This window comes from Streptomyces sp. NPDC046349 (assembly GCF_055587885.1).
In genome coordinates this window covers 16,189-37,055 of sequence record NZ_JBVJFK010000018.1, presented here as the reverse complement: position 1 = coordinate 37,055, position 20,867 = coordinate 16,189, and the positions used below count along the sequence as shown (strand labels likewise).

General features: G+C 69.2%; 17 protein-coding genes and 4 pseudogenes. 13 read left to right on the top strand and 8 right to left on the bottom strand.

Annotation, left to right across the window (positions count from 1 at the left end):
* The first annotated feature begins 25 nt into the window (after nt 1-25).
* Together ACZ6JS_RS33040 and ACZ6JS_RS33035 are read left to right on the top strand one after the other, a co-directional pair.
* Entirely contained in the window at nt 26-781 is a 756-nt protein-coding gene (locus tag ACZ6JS_RS33040; RefSeq protein WP_469303503.1) for an SCO6745 family protein, read from the top strand.
* A gap of 52 nt (nt 782-833) precedes the next feature.
* A complete protein-coding gene (locus tag ACZ6JS_RS33035) occupies nt 834-1,436 on the top strand; it encodes a gamma carbonic anhydrase family protein (protein WP_469303502.1) in 603 nt (200 codons plus the stop codon).
* 899 nt (nt 1,437-2,335) lie between these two features.
* Here ACZ6JS_RS33035 and ACZ6JS_RS33030 read toward each other — a convergent pair.
* The gene (locus ACZ6JS_RS33030) at nt 2,336-3,169 is read right to left on the bottom strand and encodes an NAD(P)H-binding protein (protein ID WP_469303500.1); all 834 of its coding nucleotides are present in this window, start codon (nt 3,167-3,169) and stop codon (nt 2,336-2,338) included.
* A gap of 150 nt (nt 3,170-3,319) precedes the next feature.
* Here ACZ6JS_RS33030 and ACZ6JS_RS33025 point away from each other — a divergent pair, with 150 nt between their 5' ends.
* Nucleotides 3,320-3,856 carry a TetR/AcrR family transcriptional regulator gene (locus ACZ6JS_RS33025; protein WP_469303630.1) on the top strand — a complete coding sequence of 179 codons (537 nt, stop codon included), beginning with the start codon at nt 3,320-3,322 and terminating at the stop codon, nt 3,854-3,856.
* Nucleotides 3,857-4,131: 275 nt separating this feature from the next.
* Here the strand turns inward: ACZ6JS_RS33025 and ACZ6JS_RS33020 are convergent, their stop codons facing one another.
* Nucleotides 4,132-4,677, bottom strand: coding sequence for an RBBP9/YdeN family alpha/beta hydrolase (locus ACZ6JS_RS33020; protein WP_469303498.1), 546 nt, complete (start codon nt 4,675-4,677; stop codon nt 4,132-4,134).
* A gap of 94 nt (nt 4,678-4,771) precedes the next feature.
* Here ACZ6JS_RS33020 and ACZ6JS_RS33015 point away from each other — a divergent pair, with 94 nt between their 5' ends.
* Both ACZ6JS_RS33015 and ACZ6JS_RS33010 read left to right on the top strand, forming a co-directional pair.
* Nucleotides 4,772-5,254, top strand: coding sequence for an Lrp/AsnC family transcriptional regulator (locus tag ACZ6JS_RS33015; RefSeq protein ID WP_469303497.1), 483 nt, complete (start codon nt 4,772-4,774; stop codon nt 5,252-5,254).
* Nucleotides 5,255-5,961: 707 nt separating this feature from the next.
* Nucleotides 5,962-6,831 carry an alpha/beta fold hydrolase gene (locus ACZ6JS_RS33010; RefSeq protein WP_469303495.1) on the top strand — a complete coding sequence of 290 codons (870 nt, stop codon included), beginning with the start codon at nt 5,962-5,964 and terminating at the stop codon, nt 6,829-6,831.
* 1,157 nt (nt 6,832-7,988) lie between these two features.
* On the opposite strand, the gene ACZ6JS_RS33005 is transcribed toward ACZ6JS_RS33010, so the two are convergent.
* The 3 genes from ACZ6JS_RS33005 to ACZ6JS_RS32995 form a co-directional block, all read right to left on the bottom strand.
* Nucleotides 7,989-8,186 carry a hypothetical protein gene (locus tag ACZ6JS_RS33005; RefSeq protein WP_469303493.1) on the bottom strand — a complete coding sequence of 66 codons (198 nt, stop codon included), beginning with the start codon at nt 8,184-8,186 and terminating at the stop codon, nt 7,989-7,991.
* A gap of 407 nt (nt 8,187-8,593) precedes the next feature.
* The gene (locus ACZ6JS_RS33000) at nt 8,594-9,364 is read right to left on the bottom strand and encodes a hypothetical protein (protein ID WP_469303491.1); all 771 of its coding nucleotides are present in this window, start codon (nt 9,362-9,364) and stop codon (nt 8,594-8,596) included.
* 1,071 nt (nt 9,365-10,435) lie between these two features.
* Nucleotides 10,436-10,609: a hypothetical protein gene (locus tag ACZ6JS_RS32995; RefSeq protein ID WP_469303489.1), complete on the bottom strand. Its 174-nt coding sequence runs from the start codon at nt 10,607-10,609 to the stop codon at nt 10,436-10,438.
* Between the two features lie 35 nt (nt 10,610-10,644).
* On the opposite strand from ACZ6JS_RS32995, the gene ACZ6JS_RS32990 reads away from it, so the two are divergent.
* Entirely contained in the window at nt 10,645-10,896 is a 252-nt protein-coding gene (locus ACZ6JS_RS32990; protein ID WP_469303487.1) for a hypothetical protein, read from the top strand.
* Between the two features lie 445 nt (nt 10,897-11,341).
* On the opposite strand, the gene ACZ6JS_RS32985 is transcribed toward ACZ6JS_RS32990, so the two are convergent.
* Nucleotides 11,342-12,157: an alpha/beta fold hydrolase gene (locus ACZ6JS_RS32985; protein WP_469303485.1), complete on the bottom strand. Its 816-nt coding sequence runs from the start codon at nt 12,155-12,157 to the stop codon at nt 11,342-11,344.
* A 165-nt stretch (nt 12,158-12,322) separates the two neighbouring features.
* Between ACZ6JS_RS32985 and ACZ6JS_RS32980 the strand changes: the two genes are divergently transcribed.
* The 3 genes and pseudogenes from ACZ6JS_RS32980 to ACZ6JS_RS32970 all read left to right on the top strand — a co-directional run bounded on the left by ACZ6JS_RS32980 (nt 12,323) and on the right by ACZ6JS_RS32970 (nt 16,112).
* Entirely contained in the window at nt 12,323-13,489 is a 1,167-nt protein-coding gene (locus tag ACZ6JS_RS32980; protein ID WP_469303483.1) for a S1 family peptidase, read from the top strand.
* A gap of 520 nt (nt 13,490-14,009) precedes the next feature.
* Nucleotides 14,010-15,269: a family 16 glycosylhydrolase gene (locus ACZ6JS_RS32975; RefSeq protein WP_469303481.1), complete on the top strand. Its 1,260-nt coding sequence runs from the start codon at nt 14,010-14,012 to the stop codon at nt 15,267-15,269.
* 36 nt (nt 15,270-15,305) lie between these two features.
* Nucleotides 15,306-16,112, top strand: a pseudogene (locus ACZ6JS_RS32970) (IS5 family transposase).
* 68 nt (nt 16,113-16,180) lie between these two features.
* Here the strand turns inward: ACZ6JS_RS32970 and ACZ6JS_RS32965 are convergent.
* A complete protein-coding gene (locus ACZ6JS_RS32965; RefSeq protein ID WP_469303479.1) occupies nt 16,181-16,507 on the bottom strand; it encodes a hypothetical protein in 327 nt (108 codons plus the stop codon).
* Nucleotides 16,508-16,691: 184 nt separating this feature from the next.
* Here ACZ6JS_RS32965 and ACZ6JS_RS32960 point away from each other — a divergent pair.
* Both ACZ6JS_RS32960 and ACZ6JS_RS32955 read left to right on the top strand, forming a co-directional pair.
* Nucleotides 16,692-16,931: pseudogene (locus ACZ6JS_RS32960) on the top strand (transposase); the annotation flags it as partial.
* Nucleotides 16,927-17,130 (top strand): annotated as a pseudogene (locus tag ACZ6JS_RS32955) (ATP-binding protein); the annotation flags it as partial. The pseudogenes ACZ6JS_RS32960 and ACZ6JS_RS32955, both read left to right, overlap by 5 nt.
* Before the next feature lie 928 nt (nt 17,131-18,058).
* Here the strand turns inward: ACZ6JS_RS32955 and ACZ6JS_RS32950 are convergent.
* Nucleotides 18,059-18,610 (bottom strand): EF-hand domain-containing protein, encoded by a 552-nt coding sequence (locus ACZ6JS_RS32950; RefSeq protein WP_469303478.1) that lies wholly within the window; start codon nt 18,608-18,610, stop codon nt 18,059-18,061.
* Nucleotides 18,611-19,494: 884 nt separating this feature from the next.
* On the opposite strand from ACZ6JS_RS32950, the pseudogene ACZ6JS_RS32945 reads away from it, so the two are divergent.
* Together ACZ6JS_RS32945 and ACZ6JS_RS32940 are read left to right on the top strand one after the other, a co-directional pair.
* Nucleotides 19,495-19,692, top strand: a pseudogene (locus ACZ6JS_RS32945) (ISL3 family transposase); the annotation flags it as partial.
* Between the two features lie 334 nt (nt 19,693-20,026).
* A complete protein-coding gene (locus ACZ6JS_RS32940; protein ID WP_469303476.1) occupies nt 20,027-20,659 on the top strand; it encodes an SMI1/KNR4 family protein in 633 nt (210 codons plus the stop codon).
* The last annotated feature ends 208 nt before the right edge of the window (nt 20,660-20,867 follow it).

The following is a 20,867-nucleotide window of genomic DNA, read 5'->3' as shown; positions in this document are numbered from 1 at the left end:
CATCCCCTTGACCTGATGAGTTGCCGTGAGCGACCTTCAACGTATGGAAATCCTCGACTGCATCTCCGCGGTGGCCCGACCCCTCCACAACTTCGGTGACGAATTCATGTCCGACGACGCCACCGCTGCCATCGGCCTGCGCGCCGGGTTCGCCCCGGGGCGCGGCTTCTACTGCCGCGGCCGGTTCGGAGTGCTCGGGGAGGCGCCGGCCCCGGTGGTCCAAGCAATACAAGGCTTCCTCGGCCCCGAGCTGGTCATCACCGGATGGCGGGCCGGACGATCCGTGATGCCGGCGGAGGAGGCCGCCGCCTGCTACGCACGGGCCGTCCGGACGTGGGGACGCGCCCACATTCCCGGCGAAGCCGACGTGGAACACTTCAACCGCCTGGCACAGCAGCTGATCGATGCCGCCGACGCCGACGCACTACCGCTGTTCGCCGGCTGGCGCGAGCAGCCCGTACCCGGCGACGACCCGGTCGGTGCGGCGATGCAGCGCCTCCACGTCCTGCGGGAACACCGTGGCGCCTGCCATCTGACGGCGGTGCGCCTGAGCGGGCTGAGCGCCCGAGAGGCGATGGTCGTCAACCTCGGCGTCGAGCAGGCGGCCCATTACGGCTGGCGGGAGCCGCATCCCGTCGCGGCGGCCCTGGTCCCCCGGTGGCAGCGCGCCGAGCGGCTCACCGACGAGCTGCAGGCACCGCTGTACGCCGCACTGACCGGCCGTCAGCGGACCGAATTCGCTCAGTGCGTCGCCGCGTTGACCGGCTCCCCCTCCTCATGACCGAACGTGGCGCACACCCGCAGGCGCACGGAAAGGCGGCATGATCGTGGCCATGTTCATCACTCATGAGGGCCGTTCGCCCTCCGTCCACCCCACGGCCTATGTCGCCCCGACCGCCACGCTGTGCGGGGATGTGCGCGTGGGGTCCGGGTGCCGGGTGCTCTTCGGCGCGGTGCTCACCGCCGAGGGAGGACCGGTGGATGTGGGCGAGGGCAGCATCGTGATGGAGAACGCGGTTCTGCGCGGCACCCGCCGGGATCCGCTGGTCCTGGAACGGCAGGTCCTGGTGGGCCCTACCTCCTACCTGACCGGCTGCCGGGTCGAGGATGAAGTCTTTCTGGCCACCGGCAGCCGCGTCTTCAACGGAGCACGGATCGGTACCCGCTCCGAGGTGCGGATCAACGGCATCGTACATTTGCGCACCGTGCTGCCCGCCGACTCCGTGGTGCCCATCGGCTGGGTCGCCGTCGGCGACCCGGCGCGCATCCTTCCGCCGGAGGACCACGACGGGATCTGGGCCGTGCAGAAAGACCTGGACTTCCCCGGCTATGTCTTCGGACTGGATCGCCCAGCCGACGGCGAGAGCCTGATGCCGGCCATCTCCGAACGCTTCGGCCGCGCCCTCGGCCACCACAGCAACGACCAACAGATCTGAATACCGCCGGAGCGGCCCCGTCCTGCCATCCGGTCAAGGGCTCGTCTGGTCTTCGTGGAGCCAGCTCTGCCCGTGGGGGTGCCGGCGAGGGCACAGCCGTGAGGGAGTGCCAAGTCCGTGAGACTGGGCTGCTGCGGCACGGCCTGAGACAGCGGAGGCACCGCTGGTCAGGGAGCACTGCCTGTGCCACGGATCGCGAGCCCTACAAGTCTCCTCCTTCCACCGTCGCACCAGCCCGGGCCGTGGTGCGTGCGGACACGACCGTCTGGGCCGGCTCCCGCTACAGGCGGTCGAGGATCGGCGGCAGCGCACTTCCCGCAGGGGCGAGCGCCAGGCCGCGCGCATGGGCACTGATGACGTCGTCCCAGATCTCGTCGAGCAGCGCTTCGGTGCGGCCGGCGACGCCGACCGCGGCACGGGTGTGGAGAAAGGCACCTCCGCCCCGGATCGTGCCTGCCGAGATACTTCCCTCGACGCGGGGATCGCGTCGTGCTTGTGGGGATCATGGCCATCTCGGTCTCAGGCAGCCCTTGTTGATGTGTACGAGCGCATAGCAGTTGTCAGATTCGAGCGCCCGCCGCATCGCTTCAGCCGCTCGCGAGAGCCTGCCAGCCGTTCACGCCCCCCTCCCCTCCCCTCCAGGCGGACACCGGCGCCTCCGGCGCCGCGGTCCAGCGGGGGCGCGGTCGTCCTGCGATCCGCTGCCTGCGGGGGCACACCTGTGCGGCTACCCCATGGTGATCGCCGGTGTCCCGGAACCGGATTTCCGGCCCGGGAGGTCACAGCACGGCCGATCTGGTCGGCAGCCAGAGCGATGGTCCTTCTCGGAGCTCTGATGCACGGTCGGTTTCCCCGGTACGGCACCCGTGCGGCCGCGCGATGCGTGGCGGCGCCGCCGGTCACGCGAAGGCGGCGGCGTTGCGCCTGGCCCAGTCGGCGAAGGTGGTGGCGGGGCGGCCGAGGATCTTCTCGACGTCGGGACTGACCGTCTGCTCGTGCGGGGTGGGGGTGCCGATGATGTCGAGGGTGGTATCGGCGACCGGGGCGGGCATGAAGGTGAGCATCTGGGCGCGGGCCTCCTCCCGGGTCTGATGGGTGAAGGTGACCTGCTCGCCGATCGCGTCGGCGATGGCGGCGGCCCGCTGGAGCGGGGTGGTCGAGGCAGGGCCGGTGAGTTCGTAGCTGGCCTTGGTGTGACCGGGCCGGGTGAGGACGGCGGCGGCCACGGCAGCGATGTCGTCGGGGTCGATGGCCGGAAGCCCGACGTCGCCGAAGGGTGCGGAGATGGTGCGGCTCGCCCTGACCGACGGTGCCCAGGCGTAGGCGTTGGAGGCGAAACCGCCCGGACGCAGGAGAGTCCAGTCGGTGCCGGAGTCCATGACGGCCTGTTCGTAGGCGGCGAAGGCCTGTCCGTGAGACAGGGAGTCGGGGCGGGTGACAACGCCCTGGGAGGAAAGCAGGACGACTTTGCCGTAGTTCGCGAACGGAGCGACAACTGCGGTGGGATCTCCGGTCATCATGAGGTCCCCTCCGACGAGCAGGAAGACCGCGGCCGCCGTGGCGGGCAGGTCGGCGGCCGGCTGGCCGAGGTCGGCGGCGACGACTTGCACGCCGGGCGGGACGTCGGCCCGGGTGATGCGGCGGGCGACTGCGGTGACCTCTTGTCCCTGTTCGACCAGCAGGCGGACGAGCGTGCGGCCGACGTTTCCGGTGGCGCCAGTGACGACGATCACGAAGGGCTCCTCACATCACGGTTTCTTAGTTAGTTGACTGACTGACTTGCTCGCTGAGCGTAGCACGTCCGCGGCCGTATGGTTAGTCGGGTGACTCACCCAAAGGAATCCGCCCGCGCCCGAGTCGCCGGCGCGAAGCGGCAGCGACTCATGCAAGCCGCGGCCGACGTCGTCCACCGGCAAGGCGCCGAGCGCACCACCATCGCCGACATAGCGCGCGCGGCCGAGGTGCCCGTGGGCAACGTGTACTACTACTTCAAGACCAAGGACGAACTCGTCGCCGCGGCCCTGTCGGAGCACGAGCGAAATCTGAACCTGCTCCTCGGCCAGCTGAGCCGGCTCCCCGATCCCCGTGAGCGCCTCAAAGGCCTGATCGAGGGCTGGGTGAGTCAGCGTGACCTCGCCGTCCGCTACGGCTGCCCGACCGGCACTCTCGCCGCGGAGCTGGGAAAACGCGACCAGGGCGGCCTGGACGTGGAGGCGGGCAGGGTCATCCGGCTGCTGCTGACCTGGGTGGAGCACCAATTCCGCGAGCTCGGCCAGCCGGATCCCGAGGGCCAGGCCCTGGCCCTGGTGGGCGCCTATCAGGGCATGTCCTTGCTGGCCAACGCCCTGCGGGACCCGGGGGTCATGGACCGTGAGGGCGCTCGCCTGATCGCCTGGATCGACTCCCTCGAGGCCGCCTGACCCCGCCGTGCCGTACCGGGCGCCGACGGGCCCGCCCCCGCGCCCAGTTCCTGCGTGGGCAAGACGCCCCCCGACGGGGCCTTCATCGACGGGAAACGACAGGCCTGCCGCGGCAGCGGTTGACCCGCTCGACGCACACCCGCGCGCGATTCCCGCCTTGCGGTGACCTGGGAGAACGGGTGGTTCCGGCAGGGGTCGATCAGACCGCGCGCGGGCTTGGCGAACGGGGGTTGCGACCGGCACCGACGCGGGGCCTCCGCGTCGGATGGGTCAGCTCAGCAGTCGACGAGCCCGCGAAGCATTTCCAGGCCTGCCTGCCACTCACCGAGGCCGCTGGCGGAATTGACGTGGCCTCGACCTTCGACGAGGTGGCCCTGCGCCTGCCACCCTTGCGCGAAGGAGGCGGACGCCTTCGGGTCGCAGTATGGGTCGTCGTCACTGGCCACCATCAGGCTCGGGCACGGCAGGGGGCGAGCGGACAGGTCCAGAAACGTCGGCGCCGCCCCACGCGGGAACGCCGGCCCCCGGGGATCGGGAGGCGCGACCAGGAACGCCGCCACCGCGTCGGGCCGTGTCCGCTCCAGCCAGTGCGCGGCCGCCCAGCAGCCAAGGCTGTGAGCCACCAACGCCACCCGCTCGTCCCGCTGGGATACGACCTCGTAGGCAGCCTGGATCGCGGCAACCCAGTCCGAAAGGTCCGGCCTGCTCCACGAGTCCGGTGCGATCCGGACCGCCGAGCGCCCCCATCGCTTCTCCCACAAGCTCTGCCAGTGCCGGTCATCCGAACCGTCGATTCCCGGGATGATGACGTACGCAGCCATCGTCCACCGCCCATCCGATCGTGGCCCCGGTCAGTTCACGGGGACGCCTGGGGGCGATTCTTGACGGATCAGCGCCGATGAGAAGGCTCGGCAAGTGATCGCAAAGAAAGTGGTGGCGACAACGATGGAATCACTCGACGAGATCGACCGCGCCATCCTGGACCTGCTCCAGGCCGACGGCCGGCTCACCGGAGCCGAGGTCGGGCGCCGAGTCGGGCTGTCCCAGCCGGCAGCGAGCGCCCGCATCCAACGCCTGGAGAAGAACGGGATCATCACCGGATACCGCGCCGTCGTCGCCCCAGCCTCGGTCGGACTGAACATTCACGCCGTCGTCCGGCTGCGCACCACCCACGCACAGCTGAGCCAAGCACTGACCGCTGCCGCCCGGACTCCCGAGGTCGTCTCGACCCTCCGCCTGACCGGCGAGGACTGCCTGCTGCTCGACGTGCACTGTTCTCATGCCGAACGCCTTGAGCAGGTCGTGGACTCGCTCGCCCGCTACGGACCGGTCACCACCTCCCTCGTCCTGCGCAACTACCCGCCCAAGCCACTGCCGACGGCCCCGACCCAGCGCTGATCCTCGACGCCTGATGGCCGGGCATGAAGGCCGAAGGTCCGGCCCGGCCTTGGCGGTGAGGCCGGCGACGAGGGCTGGTTGACACATGACTTCGAGCCGGTAATGCGTACGGTCCGCACGGCGGGTGGCTCTCGCCCCGTGCAGGCGTCGACGAGCCGGGCCAGGTGCTCCTCCGCGACCGTCACCGGTGACTCGGCTTCGCGAAGGGTGTCTACCACCATGTCCCGCCAGTACCGGAGACTCGGTGGACGGCTACTCGACAGCGTGGGACCGCCCGCGACTTGCAGTGTGGTCTCGCTCATCGGGCAGCGTCCACCCACTCGGAGTCGCGCAGCTGACGAGCGAGCGCGCGGGCGCAGGCGGTGACGGCATTCGCCGGGTCGGCCTCTTTGAACAGTGACGCCGACACAGGTCGGCGAACTCCTGGTCGGCAACTGGACTGCGGCCACTCCCCCGGCCCGCCCACCACGGGAAGACGTGTTGGCCCGAACCGAGCGCGGCCTGGGCCTCCCTGGGCGACCTGCTTGATGCCGGTCCCCTCAGACCCGTGCCGCCGCCTGACACCGCATCAGGGGGCCCGCCGCATACACCGTTGAACGCCTTGGATAGAGCGTTCGTTCTAGCTTGTGGATCACGCGAACGATCTGCTAGCTTCCGACTAGTTAGAACGTTCTTTTTAGAGGTTCTCGCCCAACAAGGAGCTGGAGATGGAACACAAGCGGATCACCGTCAACGGTCTGGAGCTGGCCTACGTCGAAGCAGGAGAAGGGCCGCTCGCCCTGATGCTGCACGGCTTCGACACACCAAGGCTCTACCGCTACCTCATGCCCGCACTGGCCGAGGCGGGATACCACGCCGTGGTCCCCACCATGCGGGGCTTCGCCCCCTCCCAGATCCCGCCGGACGGCAGCATGCGCCTTCCCGATCTGATCGCCGACGCCAACGCCCTGCACGAGGCGCTCGGCGGCGGGTCCGACGCGGTCCTCATCGGGCACGACTGGGGCGGCTTCACCACCTGGGGAGCCGCCGCGGCCGCACCCGAGCGGTGGGCCAAGGTCGTCGTCAACGACGTCCCGCCCCTGCCGTTCTACGACCGCGACAGCGCGGATCCCGCCAGGATCGAGCGGTACGTCCACTTCTACTTCTTCCAGATGGCCATAGCCGACCAACTCGTCGCAGCGAACGACCTCGCCTACCTCGACTGGCTCTGGGACCACTGGACGGGGACCGTCCCCGGCTACGACTCCACCGAGGACCGCAAGGCCATGAAGGAAGGACTCAACACGCCGGAGAGGCTCCACCTCGGCCTGGAGCTTTACCGGCAGAACTTCCCGGCCGCGACGTTCGGCACCCCGCAATGGGACATGGCCCGCGTGCTGGACAAGCTGCCCTCCCAGCCCACCCTGTACCTGCACGGAACCGAGGACCCCGTGGTCGACGAGGCGACACTCGCCGACATCATCGCCATACTGCCCCCCGGATCGGACGGTGCGATGATCGAAGGCGCCGGTCACCATCTCCTCGCCGAGAAGCCGCAGGAAGTCAACCAGCGCATCCTCGCCTTCCTGGCTCGCTGATCATCCCCTTGCGGCGCAGGCCGTCCACCGGCCGATGGCCGGCCTGCGCCGCGCCGAAGGGCATCCACCGGAATACCCGGATCGAAGGAACCCTTGTCGGATCTGGCCAACACCCGCCGACACGATGGCCTGCGGCCGGGTGGTCTGCTCGCGAACGTGGTGGCTGGGTAAGGGGAACGGTGGGCGGCGGACGGCGGACGGCGGACATGGCCCTCGCACTCCGCTGAACGCCCGGTGAGGTGGGGCCCGCACCAGGGCCGTAGCTCACCTCCGCGATCGCCCGGACGGGCGGAAGGCGGTACCCGGGTAGCACCGGCGATGTCTCACTCACCGTGGTCCTCGGCCTCGTGCAGCTACGTCACCCTGAACAGTCAGGACAGAGCAACCCGCTCGCCGGCCTCGGCGTCCCCGCCCGCCAGGAGCACCCCGTACGGCACCGTGTCGCTGCGGACACGGTCCGGCCGGCTCGGGCGCCGCCACCGGCTCGCACCCTCCCGAAGCGGTCGGCCTCGGGCCCTATCTCGGATTCGACAATTCGGATGCCCACTTCAGGCGCACGAGGCGATGAGCTTGCTGTGCGTTCTGACCGGCAGCATGCAGGTGTGGCGACCTCCTGCAGGCCTGCACGGCGCTGCGAGCTGGACGAACGACTTCCGTCCGGACGGCCGTGTCGGTGGCGCTCACGACGGCGACGGCCTTCGCGGCCCCGGAGCCGCTCGCGGGGTTCGCGCGGCAGCAACTGCGCCGGGTGCGCTGCGGGCAGGACCAGCCGACGTCGTTGGCGTGCCCCACGGCGAGGTGTCGCTGGCCTGCGGCGATCCGCACGGCCGGGCCATCGGAACAGCGATGTCACGGTGAAGGCGGGCAGTGCGGCGAAGCGGCGCGGTATGTGCTGCCGATCCCCGGCCGTCCGGGCGGTCCAGGGCTGACCATGCCCGTCGGGATGGCCCCGCTGCCGCCGTCGGCGGTGCGTGAGCGGCGCCCGGGGTGCGCTGCGAACCCGTCGACTGGCGCCTCAGCCACTGACAGCCACTGACGCGCTTTCGTACACCCGAGCGCCTCAGCCGAGGTGCAGCCGGGCAGCGCAGCCTGTCGGCGGCGGGCCTTCGGTCAGTCCTTCGGCGCGTGCCCGTGCTGGCGTTCGTGCCGGAGAAGGTTCAGATCTCGTCGCCCTCCGGAACCGGTTCGGTTGGCGGTCCGGCAGCCAGCAGCCGTTCGACGGCGGCCGTGACGTGGGCGGCGAGGCCGGCGGTATCCGTTTCCTCGGCACCGTCGAGGTAGTTCACGATCGCGGCTTCGATGACCGCGCGCAGGGCTTCCCTGTCGAGCGCGGTCGTGGGGGCGGAGTGGTTCATGGGCTGCTCCTCAACGCAGGACAGGGCCGGGCATCGCGTCCATCCTGCCCCACGGTCGGTGGGTGAGCGCCCCGCCGCCCCATGTTCCTCCCCGCATCCCACGAGCCGCTGGCGCTGAGCAGGGCCGTGCTGCCGCGGTGCTGGACATCGACCGTGATCAATGCGTACTCCTCGCTCCAGCCGACACGCACCGTACCCGCCGTTGCCTCGGGATCGGCGAGCACCGCGTCCACGTACCGCTACGGGACGGGCGGGAACCCGTTACTCGCGGGACGCATCAGGTGTGGTGTGACGCGAGGTGATGAGCCTTTGTTGGCTACTTGAGATGCGTTCACAGGAGGTGTGGCCCTGCGGCGCGTTGCTGCGCGCCCGGGAAAGCCGTCCGACGGACCCGGCGCGCTCACGCGTCAGCGGAAGGGGGCGGCAATCCCCAGCACGCAGAGCCAGGCGAGGCCGAGGGCGAGGGTCAGTCCAAGGATGTGCTTCACCGTCATCCAGGCGAATGTCTGCCGGACGGCGCTGGTGCCCGGGCTCTGCGGGTCGTAGACGAGGTGGAGAGTCAGCGACGAGCGGCTGCTGTGGTTGTAGTACTCGTTGCCGCTGGTGTCGGTGTAGGTGAAGTAGCTCTGCCGCCTTCCGTTCGGGTAGTGGCCTCGGGTGGCGACGACGGTGATGCCGCGTCGGGCGAGCGTCACCCGGTCGAGGAAGCTGCCCACAACGGCGCCGGTGCACAGCACGCCGAACAGGGCCCCCAGGATGGACACGGTGGAGAGGGCCGCGTGGGGGATGCCGTACGTGCCGCCGATCCAGGAGACATAGCCGACGTAGACGAGCAGGACGGCACCGCCCCCCGCCGCCACGTGCCACGTCCTGAAGGGGGACGAATCCTCCTCGGTGGTGACCAGGGCGCTGCCGGCCGGGTCCCGTTCCTCGGGGAGCACAGCGTTCAGGGCGGCGAGAAACGCCTCGGTGGCGGTGGGGTTGCCGCCCTGGATCGAGCGAGGCTCCCCGTCGGTCAGGACGATCCTGATGGCCGTTTCGCCATCAAGACCCGCCCTCTGGATGGCAACGAGAGGTATGGCGACACGCACCCGGCCGCCCTCAAGCTCGATGCTCACGTGGTCGCGGCGGAGGGTGGCGGTTGAGTCGCCCTTGACGAGTACTTGGGATGAAAGCATGACCCGTTGACCTACGATGGCGCAATCCGGTTGTACGGGCGTAGATCACGAAGTTGCACCACCAACGGCATACGCTCAGGGGACAGGGCGGGCTGTTGCTCTGACAGCGGCTTCACTCGCTCCGGTATCCAGGCACGTCGCGTGCATGGCGTGGTTCTGAGAGCGGGCTCTGCCCGTCTTCCGTCTTCCGACTTCCGCGAGGGTGAGCGCAACACCTGTCGCGACCCGCCAGCCTCCCCAGCCCTGCTGCCCCGTCGCGTTCGATGCACCCCGACTCAGTCACGCAACACGAATCTGCCCCCGAGAAGCCGGTCTGCGGGCCCTTCCCTGCCGCGCTGCAGGGCGACCAGCAGAAACCAGCATGCCTCTGTCGACGTGCGTCGTACCCAGCACCCAGGCCCTGAGGCAAGCACGGCGGCGGTCTCAGCCTCGGCAACACCACTTCCTCGACGAAGAGTGCGTTCTCCCCCGAACAACAGGCGTTCCAGAAAGCCACCTACATCACCACCCACACCGGGCCACCCCAACAACCGATGCAGTGGGGCGGTGTCGACGACCGGGCCGTGGACCAGTGAGGGTGCCGGGTATAGGCGGGCCGCGCAGGCGTCGGACGGTGGCTCGCATCGCAGCGCCGGAACTCGGACCGACTGAACGCCGAGCAGCAGCGGCTCGAGGCGCTCGGCGTGAAGAAGGCCACTCCGGCCCGCACGACGCCGGCGAAGACGGCGGCGGCGTCCGGGCCACGCGCGGGTGGGACAGCCTTCCAGACGGGCCTGGAAGCCCTGCAGCAGTACACGGTGCGTACGGGGTCGGTGACGGTCCCCAGGGCACATGTCGAGACCGGTGGACCTCGACGGCGACGAGCACGCCGTGTAGCTCGGCATCTGGTTGACCAACGCCAAAAGCAGACGCAACAAGCTCAACGCCGCCCAACTCGCAGCCCTCGCCGAAGCCGACATGGACTGGGCGCGGTAGGCGCAAGAGGCGGCAGCTGAAACCCCGTGGAGCCTGCAGACGATCTTTGAAAAAATCCCCACCATGCCGAGCCCCACCGCAGAAGAACTACTCGCCTCAGTCAGCGGGCTGTCCCCCGAGCAGGCCCAGCGGACAGCCGACCACATCGATGAGTGCAGGGCCCTCCTCGCCGCAGGTATCGACATGGACTCCGTCCAGCAGCACCTGAAAGATCAAGGCGTCCCCATCATCAGCGCACTGCTCATCACCAGCAGACTCATCGGCGACCACCCCAGCAGACTGCTTGCTGCGCGAGAAATCGTCGAATGCAGCCCCGCACGACGGCGGTGAAGGCACCTACAGCCTGCGGTACGGCCTTCCTGATGGAGCTGGAGGCCCTCCAGCAGTACACGGCGCTGGAAAGCCGACTGCCGGGACGAACGGTCGTCGAGCAGCCGCCCGACGGCACCGAACACCGGGTGGGAATCTGGATCGGCAACCAGAAAGCCCCCCGCGACCGGCTCACCCGGGAGCAGCTGAAGGCACTGGCCCGGCTCGGGGTCTACTGGGCGCGGTAGGCAGCCCCCAGAGCGTTCTGGGCACCGGGCCTCACCCGCGCACGCGCTATCGGCGCGGGCTGGCCCCGCGTGCCCGCCTCTGAGATGGCGAGACGGAAGGTCGGCTCGCCGAGCGCGAGCCGGTGCGAGGCCAGCACGGACCGAGCCGCCATCAGGTCTCCGCGGCACGGGACCAGCGGGTCCACGTCCTCGATGAAGTCGCCCCATGTCCATCGGGCCACTGGCGTACTGGCGCAGCGCGGCAGGTGGGTGAGGTGCGCTGCACCAGGTGGTCGACCGAAAAAACTGCGGCGCGACCGCGGGGCCGGCCGCGCCGCGTCGGCCACGGGTTCGGTGCCGCGGTGCGTGGTGATGGGGCGATCCCGGCGCGACAACGCGGGGCCGGCCGGAGGTGCCCTGCCGCGGGGCTGTTCCGCCGCGGCTCAGACGACGGTGACGTGGCGCGTCAGGGGCGGGCGCCGGTAAGGAAGTCCGCGATGCGCAGTCCCCAGGTCCGCACGTCGGCACGGGTGCGGGAGAGGTGGAGCTCGGCCCGGGGCAGGTAGTCGGCCAGGGCGGCCGCCGTCGACACGGGATGGCCGGGGTCGTCCACCCAGGTCATGACCAGGGCCGGGCAGCGAAGGGAGCCGAGCGCGGCCGGCGGCGGCAGGTCGGAGCGGGCCAGGCCGCGCAGGACGAACGGCAGGAGCGGCTCCGCCGGCGTGGGAGGGAAGGCGGGGACATCCGCGACGACGGCGGGGCGGTGCGCCCGGCCCCGAGCGGCGAGCCAGCTCTCCGGGCCGTGCCGCTCGATGGTGGCGGCGGCAGCCCGGTTGGCCCGCGCGTACTCCTCCCGGGTCGTCCAGGCCGTCGGCGGGAGGAGCAGCACCAGGCGGGAGAAGCGGTCCGGCGCCCGAACGGCGGCGTGGAGACAGGTTCCGGAGCCCATCGACATGCCGATCGCGTCCACCGGCCCCACGGCGGAAAGGTGGTCGAGCAGGCCGAGGAGGTCGTCGGCGAGCGAGGCGTAGGTGTAGTCCTCCTCCACGGGCCGGCCGGTGGAACGGCCGTGCGCCCGTGCGTCGAAGCGGACCAAGCGGCACCCTGCCCGAAGGACCGGCGCCCAGTCGAACAGGTCCATGCGCCGTTCCACGGCCCGGCTGACGAAACCGCCGTGGGCGTAGACCACCAGAGGTCCCGAGCCGGTGTCGTCGTACGCCAGCTCGGCCCCGCGGTGGCGGAACCGGCCCTCCACGGTCGGCCGCATCTGCGGTACGCCCATGGCCGGACGTCTTCCCGTTGCACGGCCGGTCAATCCGGATCGCGCTGACCAACTTCTTCGACCGGAGCCTTTGGTATGGACCTGACAAGAGACGTCGGTTAGCGTGGCTCCCGACTCTCTGTGAGAGCGCTCTCAAGCGCTCGATCCCCCACACCAGGAGGTCTCGTGAAAGACACCACCCCCTTACGCGCCGCCCTCGGCGCCCTGCTCCTGACCGTCGGCCTGGGCGCCGCCCACGCCGGCGTGGCGAGCGCCGTCCCACTTCGGGAGCCCGCAGCGGCATCGTCCGCCACAGCGCCGTCCGCCTCGGCCGGACTGCTCGACGCGATGCGCCGGGACCTCGGCCTCACCGCTTCCCAGGCCGAGGAACGGCTGAGCGCAGAAAAGGCCGCCGCCGCCGTGGAGAAGACCGCACGGCAGGCCGCGGGTGGTGCGTACGGCGGCTCGTGGTACGAGCCGTCCACCGGCCGGCTCGTTGTCGCGGTGACCGACCGCGCGGAGGAGTCCGCGGTGCAGGCACTGGGCGCCGACACCCGCCTCGTCCGGCACAGCGCCGCCGCGCTGGACCGCGCCAAAGCGCGCCTGGACACGCTGCACGCCCCCACCGGAGTGGCCGGCTGGCACGTCGACCCGAAGACCAACAGCGTCGTTGTCACGGTCGTGCGTACCGAGCGGGAAGCTCCCGCCGTACGGGCGTTCGTCGACTTGGCCCGGGCAGGCGGCCCCGTCACCGTCGCCGAGACGGCGCAGGCGCCCCGTACGTACGCCGCAGGCACCGTCGGCGGCGACCCGTACTACACCGGCAACGTCCGCTGTTCGATCGGCTTCTCCGTGTACGGCGGCTTCGTGACGGCTGGGCACTGCGGGCAGGCGGGGGCCGCCGTGCGCGGCTGGGACGGGTCCGCGATGGGCACCTTCCAGGGATCCTCGTTCCCCGGCAACGACTACGCCTACGTGGGCATCCACAGCGGCTGGTGGACCGTACCGGTGGTGCTCGGCTGGGGCACCGTCCCTGACCGGCTGGTACGCGGCTCCGCCGAGGCACCCGTGGGCGCCTCGATCTGCCGGTCGGGGTCCACAACACGCTGGCACTGCGGCACCGTCCTCGCCAAGAACGAGACCGTCAACTACAGCCAGGGCGCAGTCCACCAGATGACGAAGACCAGCGTCTGCGCCGAGGGAGGCGACTCCGGCGGCTCGTTTCTCAGCGGGGACCAGGCACAGGGCGTCACCTCCGGCGGCTGGGGCAACTGCTCGTCCGGCGGCCAGACGTGGTTCCAGCCGATCAACGAGATCCTCGGCCGCTACGGCCTGACCCTGCACACCGCCTGAGGCCGGCGCGACAGCAGGTCCTTCCGGGCGCGAGCACCCGGAAGGACCTGTTGCCCGGCCCCGTACGGGGCCGACGGCGCTGCTCGTCGATGTGTCCCGTGTGTCGCGGACCGACGCCGGTGCACCGATCGACGGGCGGCGCGACGCCCCACACCTACGCAGGGACGAGGAGCCTTCGGCCGGGCTGGATTCGTGGCCGGCAGCACGCAGTCCGGATGCCCGCGCGGAGTGCCCGAGGCGGCCGTCCGGCCGACGATCACGTGAGGCTCCTCTTCACACGTCTCTGCTTCAAGCCAGCCTTAAGAGAGCGTCAAGCCGAAGGCCGCAAGAGAAAGACGCAGCTCAGAGGCGTGCGAGCAGCGACGTCTGATGTTGCCCTGACGGTCACCCCTCCGTAAGACTCATTGCCGCGGGTGACATGGCGTCACGGTTGAGAGCGCTCTCGTACCTCCTCCGGTCACTCTTCACGGCTCCGCCCGTCCTGCCCCCTCCTCCCCCACCCAGACAAGGAACCATGCCCATGGCTGCTGCTCATCGCGCACGTCGCCGTTCTCTCGGCCGAGTGGTGCTCCTCGTGACCATCGCCTTGGTCGCGGCGGTTCTCATGTCCTTCACTCGTTCGGTCACCCCACCCGCCGGTGCAGCAGTGGTCGCGCAGACCTGGTCCGACGAGTTCGACGGCCCGGCCGGCCGCGCTCCCGACCCCGCCAAGTGGACACTGGAGACAGGCGGTTCGGGCTTCGGCAACCACGAGCTGCAGTACTACACCAACAGCACCTCGAACGCCGCGCTCGACGGCCAGGGCAACCTCGTCATCACCGCGCGGAAGAACACCGACGCCGGCCTCGGCTGCTGGTACGGGCAGTGCCAATACACCTCGGCCCGACTGAACACCGCCAAGACTTTCACCCAGGCATACGGCCGGTTCGAGGCCCGCATCAAAATCCCCCGCGGCCAGGGCATCTGGCCCGCCTTCTGGATGCTCGGCAACGACCTCGGCAGCGTGGGCTGGCCCAACAGCGGCGAGATCGACATCATGGAGAACATCGGCCGCGAACCGAACACCGTGCACGGTACGGTGCACGGCCCCGGCTACTCCGGAGCGGGCGGCCTCGGCGCCGCGTACAACCTGCCCGGCGGCCGCGCCTTCGCCGACGACTTCCACACGTTCGCCGTCGACTGGAGCCCGCACTCCCTCGTCTGGTCGGTGGACGGCACCACGTACAAGACCCTCACCCCGGCCGACACCGGCGGCAACAAGTGGGTCTTCGACCACCCGTTCTTCATCATCCTCAACCTGGCGGTCGGTGGGGACTGGCCCGGCAGCCCGGACGCCTCCACTTCCTTCCCGCAGACGATGACCGTCGACTATGTCCGCGCCTCCTCCGCGAGCGCCCCCGCCGCCCGCCCGATCCGTGGCATCGGCGGCATGTGCGTCGACGTGGCCGGCGGCTCCGACGCCGACCGCACCCCCATCCAGCTGCACAACTGCACCGGCAACGCGGCCCAGCAGTGGACAATCGAAGGCGACGGCACCATCCGCGCCCTCGGCAAGTGCCTGGACGTCGCGGGCGGCTCCACCGCCGACGGCGCCGTCGTCCAGCTCTACACCTGCAACGGCACCAACGCCCAGAAGTGGACGTACACCGCCGCCCGTGACCTCATCAACACCGGGGCGGGCAAGTGCCTGGATGCCAAGGGCAACTCCTCTGCCGACGGCACCCGATTGCAGACCTGGACCTGCACCGGCGCCGCCAATCAGAAGTGGACGGTTGGTTGACCACCAGCCCCGCCGCCACTCCCTTCTCCCCCGTCCCTGCGTCCTGACGACCTGTGGGAGCGGGTGGCCCCGCTGTTGCCGCCCACTCCCGAACGGCGCCGCCATTATCCCGGGCGGCTGCGTTCTCCCGACCGGGCAGCACCCGCCGGCGTCATGTACGTGTTGCGGAACGGTGTCGCGTGGCGCGATGTCCCCGCCGAGACCGTGGGCTGCTCCGGGGTAACGGCCGGGCCCCGCCACGGGACTGGACCGAGGCCGGTGTCCGGCCGCGCCTGCACACCACCCTGCTGGCCGACTTTCGCCGCGCCGACGTGCTGGACCGGACCTGGACGACTGCTCCGTGGACGGGTCGCCCGTCCGGGCTCTCAAAGGGGGGATCACGTCGACCCCGGGCCCGTCGACCGCGCCCGCCCCGGCTCCAAGCACCACCTGATCGTCGACCGCCACGGAACGCCGCTCTCCGTGACACTGACCGGCGGGAACCAGGACGACGGATGGCGTCGCCCAGTTCCTGCCGGTGCTGAACGCCGTTCCGCCGATTCGGGGTCGGCGGGGACGTCCCCCGGCGCACGCCCCGACGTCTGCATGCCGACCGGGACTACGACTTCGAAGTACCGCGGCCTCCAGTGGAAGGGCGGCATCAAGCCGTTGATCGCACGACGCGGCGTCACCCGCGGTTCCGGCCGGGGCATGGTGCGTTGGGTCGTCGAGCGCGCCTTCGCCTGGCTGCATCAGTTCAAGCGGCTCCGCGTCCGCTACGAACGATGCGCGGATCTGCATCAAGGCCTGCTCGAACTGGCCTGCAGCTTCACATGCCTTCGCCGTCTGCGAACTTCCTTCTGAGAGATCAGCGAGGAGCGACATGTTGGGGGGTAGGGCGGCCAAGTCGGTTCCTGCCCATGGAACTGAGCTCAGGTGAGGTCGAAGGTAATGTTCACCGAACCGTGCCCGTTCGGCGCCTCCATGAGCGTGAGGGTTCCATCCTCTGCTTCGAAGACTCTCACCAAGATTCCACTGTTGTCCTCGCCGGGAAACACAACGGAGAAGTGGGGGTCCGTCTCCATCAGGAAGTCCCAGCCCTGTCGCTGGGTCGTGTCGAGGAGGTTGGCATGCCGCCCGGTTGCCTGCCACGTACCGACCTCGTCGACAGTGACGATGATGTCGATGCCGTACTTCTCAAGGCAGACCTCGCGATTGGCCCACCATTCGAGGCTGACCTGACCCGCGAATCGATCCATGAGCACACTATGCACAGCGCCCAGGCCGGACGGTCAAGCTTGTGCGGCTGACGGCCGTCGTGGAGGAGACGACGGAGCTGCATGAGCACGCCGGACAGGCCTCCGCCTCAACCGACTGATCGTTTCACAATGAGATCGTCGTGTCGGCAGGCAGCCGGTGATATTCGTGGGCAGGGTCTTCGGGGTGTCCGATGATCTTGTCCCAGATGACCTGTGGGAGCGCATAGCCCCACTGCTGCCACCCCAGCCCGCGCGAAGGCACCGACACCCAGGCCGGCTTCGGGTGCCTGACCGTGTCGCACTGGCGGGCATCGTCTACGTGCTGCGTAAAGGTGTGGCCTGGCGGGATGTGCCCGCCGGTGTGGTTGGCTGCTCGGGCGTGACCGCCTGGCGTCGCCTGCGAGACTGGACCGAAGCCCCTGTTGACCGAGAGGGAGGAAAAGAACAGTGCCCCCATCGCTTCGAACGAATCGTTCGGAGGGTGGACAAAGACGTTCACCGACCCACGTCTTAGCGCGGCCATCGTCGACCGGCTCATCTTCATCGGCGTCATCATCGAAACCGGCACTGAGTCCTACCGCCTCGCGCAGACCAAAGCGAAGCAGCAGCAGACGAAGAAGTAGCTCTCACAGATCACCGGTCACCCGGTGGATATCGATCACTGCCGGCCGCCGCGGCTCTCGAGATACCTGATCAGTTTCACCTCGCTGCGAAGCAGCCGATCGCGCTCGTCCGCAGCAAGGGAAGCCAGCGCGTCGACGACGACATGTGTTCGGGGAACGTGAACCATCGCACCGGAATAGATCCGGCATCCGGAGCACCAGGCCAAGCCGACGCACCGCTCGAACATCGCCGACTCAGGTGGATAGAAGCGGAACCGGTAGGAGCAGACCTCGGTTTCGCAAGCGGCGCAGATTCGGCGATCACCATCCTTGACCGTGTCCCAGGACGCGACCTTGACCCAGTGCTGCCGCCCGGCCGGTGCTCTTCAAGTCGTCATGCGCAGCATTCTCTCTCATGACCGCCCCGCGACATCAAGCCTCCCCGACCGAGTCCCCCGGGCTGGGCCGGCTGAGGCCGGAACCCGGGGCTACCTCGGGCCGGAACAGTCGTCGCGTTAGCCACGAAGTGGGGCCACCCCAGACCGGAAACGTGGGGCCAATTCGAACCGTTAACGCCAGGCCGTGGGACTGCATCGACGGCCCTGCGAGCCCAGCTTGCCAAAGCGAAGTACAAGCTGGCACAGCGCGATTCCGGGTTGTGGGAGCGCTTCTATCGGCGGGGGCAGGCCGCCCATCGGCGGTGCGTGCAGCTCGCGATCCTGTCGTGGGGCGGGCCTGCTCTGGCCGGTCCTGTCGTGTCGGCGCCGGATGCGATGTGGACAACGCTTGCGAGGCCGAAGGCCCTCCCCCGTACAGTCGAATGCGGTCCGGGTCCGGAGCCACCATCCATGGTTCCCGACCCGGACCGCGTTCAGGGTGCGAAGCCCGGGGCCCCGTAGAGCGGGGACCAGACTGCCGGGGCTTTGCGTGCCGGTCGACAGCCCGCGTGTCAGCGGGACAGGCGCCCGAAGAACAGGCTGCCCGGCGCGTGCAAGTCCGAGGAGTAGAAGAATTCCCTGATCGCGCGAATGAACTCCTGTCGGCTGATGGCCCCGTCACCGTCGACGTCCAGCTCATTGAAGGCGTCCATGGCGGCGGGATCGGTGACGTCCCAGACCTCCAGGTGCTTCTTGAACTCGGCCTTGCTGATGGTGTTGTCGCCGTCGGTGTCCATGACGTCGAAGATGGCGTGCGGAAGACCCTCGACCATGTTGAAGCGGCTGGTGTCCACGCTCGCAGCGCGGCTCGCGTGGTGGTACTGCTCCTTGGACAGGCGGTCCTTGCCGTCCGCGTGCCTCAGCAGCTCCATCCACTGCATCTGGTGCGCGGCCAGCAGCGCATGGGCCCGGCGGTCGTTCTTGTCGATCTTGTAGGCGCTCAGGTAGCGGTCGACGATGCGCTGGTAGTCGTTCCAGTCGATGTAGCCGTCGTTGTTGTTGTCGGTGGTGTCGAACAGCCGGGCCAGCTTGGTGGTGATCGGGTCAGCGGTGACGGTAGCCATGATCGCCCTTTCGCGGGAGTGACGTGAGGGGCGCATCGGCGCGCCCGCCCCGAGAGTAGGCACCGAATCGCCACCAAAGCCCATTTAAAGCCCATGTCGGGTGCAAGATCGCTCGATGATGCGAACCCTCTTCCTGGCCGGTGTGACCTCGGGTGGATCGGGTATCACATCGCGTTCCGACTCTGGCTGTCGTTTGCCGATGGCATGCACGGTGCCCCCCGACCCACGCCGCTCGAAGTCGTGAACATCTGCTGTCGTTCTCGGCTCTGGCACAGATTTCAGGGAGCGGTCTCGGAGAGTTATCGCGGGTTCGATTGCGAGGAGGCAGCTCGTGCAAGACGGCGTGCGCCGTGCCGTCTGGCACTCACAGCTGACGCTCCATCGGCTTTCTCTCCTTTGCACCATGGTCGGCGGTGGACGGCGACGGTGCTGGTCATGCAGACCGATGCACTGTTCTGGGACTCACTGGTGTTCGACGGGATCGACGAGGTAAAGGTCGAGGCGGCTACGGCCGCGTTCGGCACGGTCGAGGTCATGGCGACAGGTCGAGCGGCAAGGGCGGCATGTCCGGACTGCCTCCGCTTCTCGGACCGGGTCCGCGACCTTTACCAGCACAGGCTGGAGGACCTTGCGCTGGCTGAGCAGCAATTTGTGATCCGGCAGGCGGTCAGGCGTTCCCTCTGCGGGCCGGCAGACTGCCCGCGCCGGACGTTCGCCGAGCGGTCTCCCGGCCGACTGTCCCGTACTCGTGGTTCACCACGCGTCTCAACGGAGCCCTGGAGCGGGTGGGACTCGCCCGGGGAGGCGGCCGGCGGCGGGTCGGCGCCCGCCTGGCGGCCCACCTCGGCTCCGGTGCGGGAAGGACGACCTTGCTGCGCAGGGTCATGGCCCTGCCCGATCCGCGGTCCAGTACTCCGCGGCTGCTGGGCGTGGACGACTTCGCGATCCGTCGAGGCCAGACCTCCTCCACGGTCTTCACCGGCGTCGAAGACCGTCGCGTGGTCCATCTGCTCCCGACGCGCGAGACCGGGCCGCTGGCCGCCTGGCTGGACCGCCGCCCCGGCGTGAAGATCATCTGCCGGGACCGGGCGGGCGCGTACGCCGAGGGCGCTCGGCGCGGTGCCCCCGATGCTCTGCAGGTCGCCATCTGTGCCAGTACCGATAACGCGAGTCGTTTGTCGATGGGCGCGGGAGGCACCCCGAAGGCGGCCAAGTCGATATCACGGGTTCGGCAGGTGTGCCGCTGGCCGGGTGGGGACATGTACTGCGACCCTCAGGCGTCGCGCACTGCGCACCGTGCCGCCAGCCGCGACCAGGTCGGCGGCCGCGCCCGCAAGCAGGAGCTTTCCACACCCTTGGATGTGTCTCTGCCGGAGCACTCGGTAGAGTCCCAGGGACGAGAGAAGAGATCCTCCGATGGACTCCCGCATCACCCGCATACGCTCCAAGCTGGCCAAAATCCCGTACCAGGCGCAACGAAGCCACTCGGTGGGTGCGGAGCGCCACCAGTTCCGCCTCGGCCCGCGCATCAGCGCTTGGGAAGCCGACGCCTTCGAGGCGGAGCACCGCATCGTCCTCCCTGCGGCCTACCGAGCGTTTCTCATCGAACTCGGGGGCGGCGGTGCCGGCCCCTTCTACGGTCTCCTCCCGCTCGAGGAGTGCAGGCTGTTCACGATGAACCGGAAACCGGCGGACGGCAGCCAGCGGGGATTCACTCATGTCGACCACCCGGACGCGCTGCAGGGTGACCTGTTCCTCCACATCGTCGAGATGGGCTGCACCGATCTGTGCCTGATCGCAGTGACGGGCCCCCTCACCGGCCGTGTGGTCGCGGGCAACGCGGACGGCTTCTGGCCCCCGAACGTCTCCTCCGCACAGGACTTCCTCAGGTGGTACGAACGGTGGCTCGACCACATGCGGGACGGTAAGGACAACCGCGCGCTGGGACTGACCTCCCCGGCAACCATCGCGACCGCCCCATGGGGTTTCCGCGCCACCGCCAGTGCTCACTGCAGTAACCCAGTACGTCGATCAATCCGCACGCCGTGACCGCATCGTGGAGCTCCCTCACGACTTCGACCCAGCCGTCAGCGACTTCCGACTTCATCGAATTCGATCAAGCGATGGGGGTCACGCGGTGACTCCCGAAGCCGTCGGCGAACGATTCCCTTTCGCGGTTATGGCTCAGCTTCTCTGGAGTCGTGACTCTGCGTCACAATGGAAAGACTCGCTTGCGGAGGAGTGGGAAGCCTGCACG

Bases quoted from the DNA above. Each gene is read 5' to 3' on its own strand.
- ACZ6JS_RS33035 (WP_469303502.1), top strand. From the start codon at position 834: ATGTTCATCACTCATGAGGGCCGTTCGCCCTCCGTCCACCCCACGGCC.
- ACZ6JS_RS33025 (WP_469303630.1), top strand. From the start codon at position 3,320: ATGCAAGCCGCGGCCGACGTCGTCCACCGGCAAGGCGCCGAGCGCACC.
- ACZ6JS_RS33020 (WP_469303498.1), bottom strand. From the start codon at position 4,677: ATGGCTGCGTACGTCATCATCCCGGGAATCGACGGTTCGGATGACCGG.
- ACZ6JS_RS33010 (WP_469303495.1), top strand. From the start codon at position 5,962: ATGGAACACAAGCGGATCACCGTCAACGGTCTGGAGCTGGCCTACGTC.
- ACZ6JS_RS33005 (WP_469303493.1), bottom strand. From the start codon at position 8,186: ATGAACCACTCCGCCCCCACGACCGCGCTCGACAGGGAAGCCCTGCGC.
- ACZ6JS_RS33000 (WP_469303491.1), bottom strand. From the start codon at position 9,364: ATGCTTTCATCCCAAGTACTCGTCAAGGGCGACTCAACCGCCACCCTC.
- ACZ6JS_RS32990 (WP_469303487.1), top strand. From the start codon at position 10,645: ATGCAGCCCCGCACGACGGCGGTGAAGGCACCTACAGCCTGCGGTACG.
- ACZ6JS_RS32985 (WP_469303485.1), bottom strand. From the start codon at position 12,157: ATGGGCGTACCGCAGATGCGGCCGACCGTGGAGGGCCGGTTCCGCCAC.
- ACZ6JS_RS32975 (WP_469303481.1), top strand. From the start codon at position 14,010: ATGGCTGCTGCTCATCGCGCACGTCGCCGTTCTCTCGGCCGAGTGGTG.
- ACZ6JS_RS32965 (WP_469303479.1), bottom strand. From the start codon at position 16,507: ATGGATCGATTCGCGGGTCAGGTCAGCCTCGAATGGTGGGCCAATCGC.
- ACZ6JS_RS32950 (WP_469303478.1), bottom strand. From the start codon at position 18,610: ATGGCTACCGTCACCGCTGACCCGATCACCACCAAGCTGGCCCGGCTG.
- ACZ6JS_RS32940 (WP_469303476.1), top strand. From the start codon at position 20,027: ATGGACTCCCGCATCACCCGCATACGCTCCAAGCTGGCCAAAATCCCG.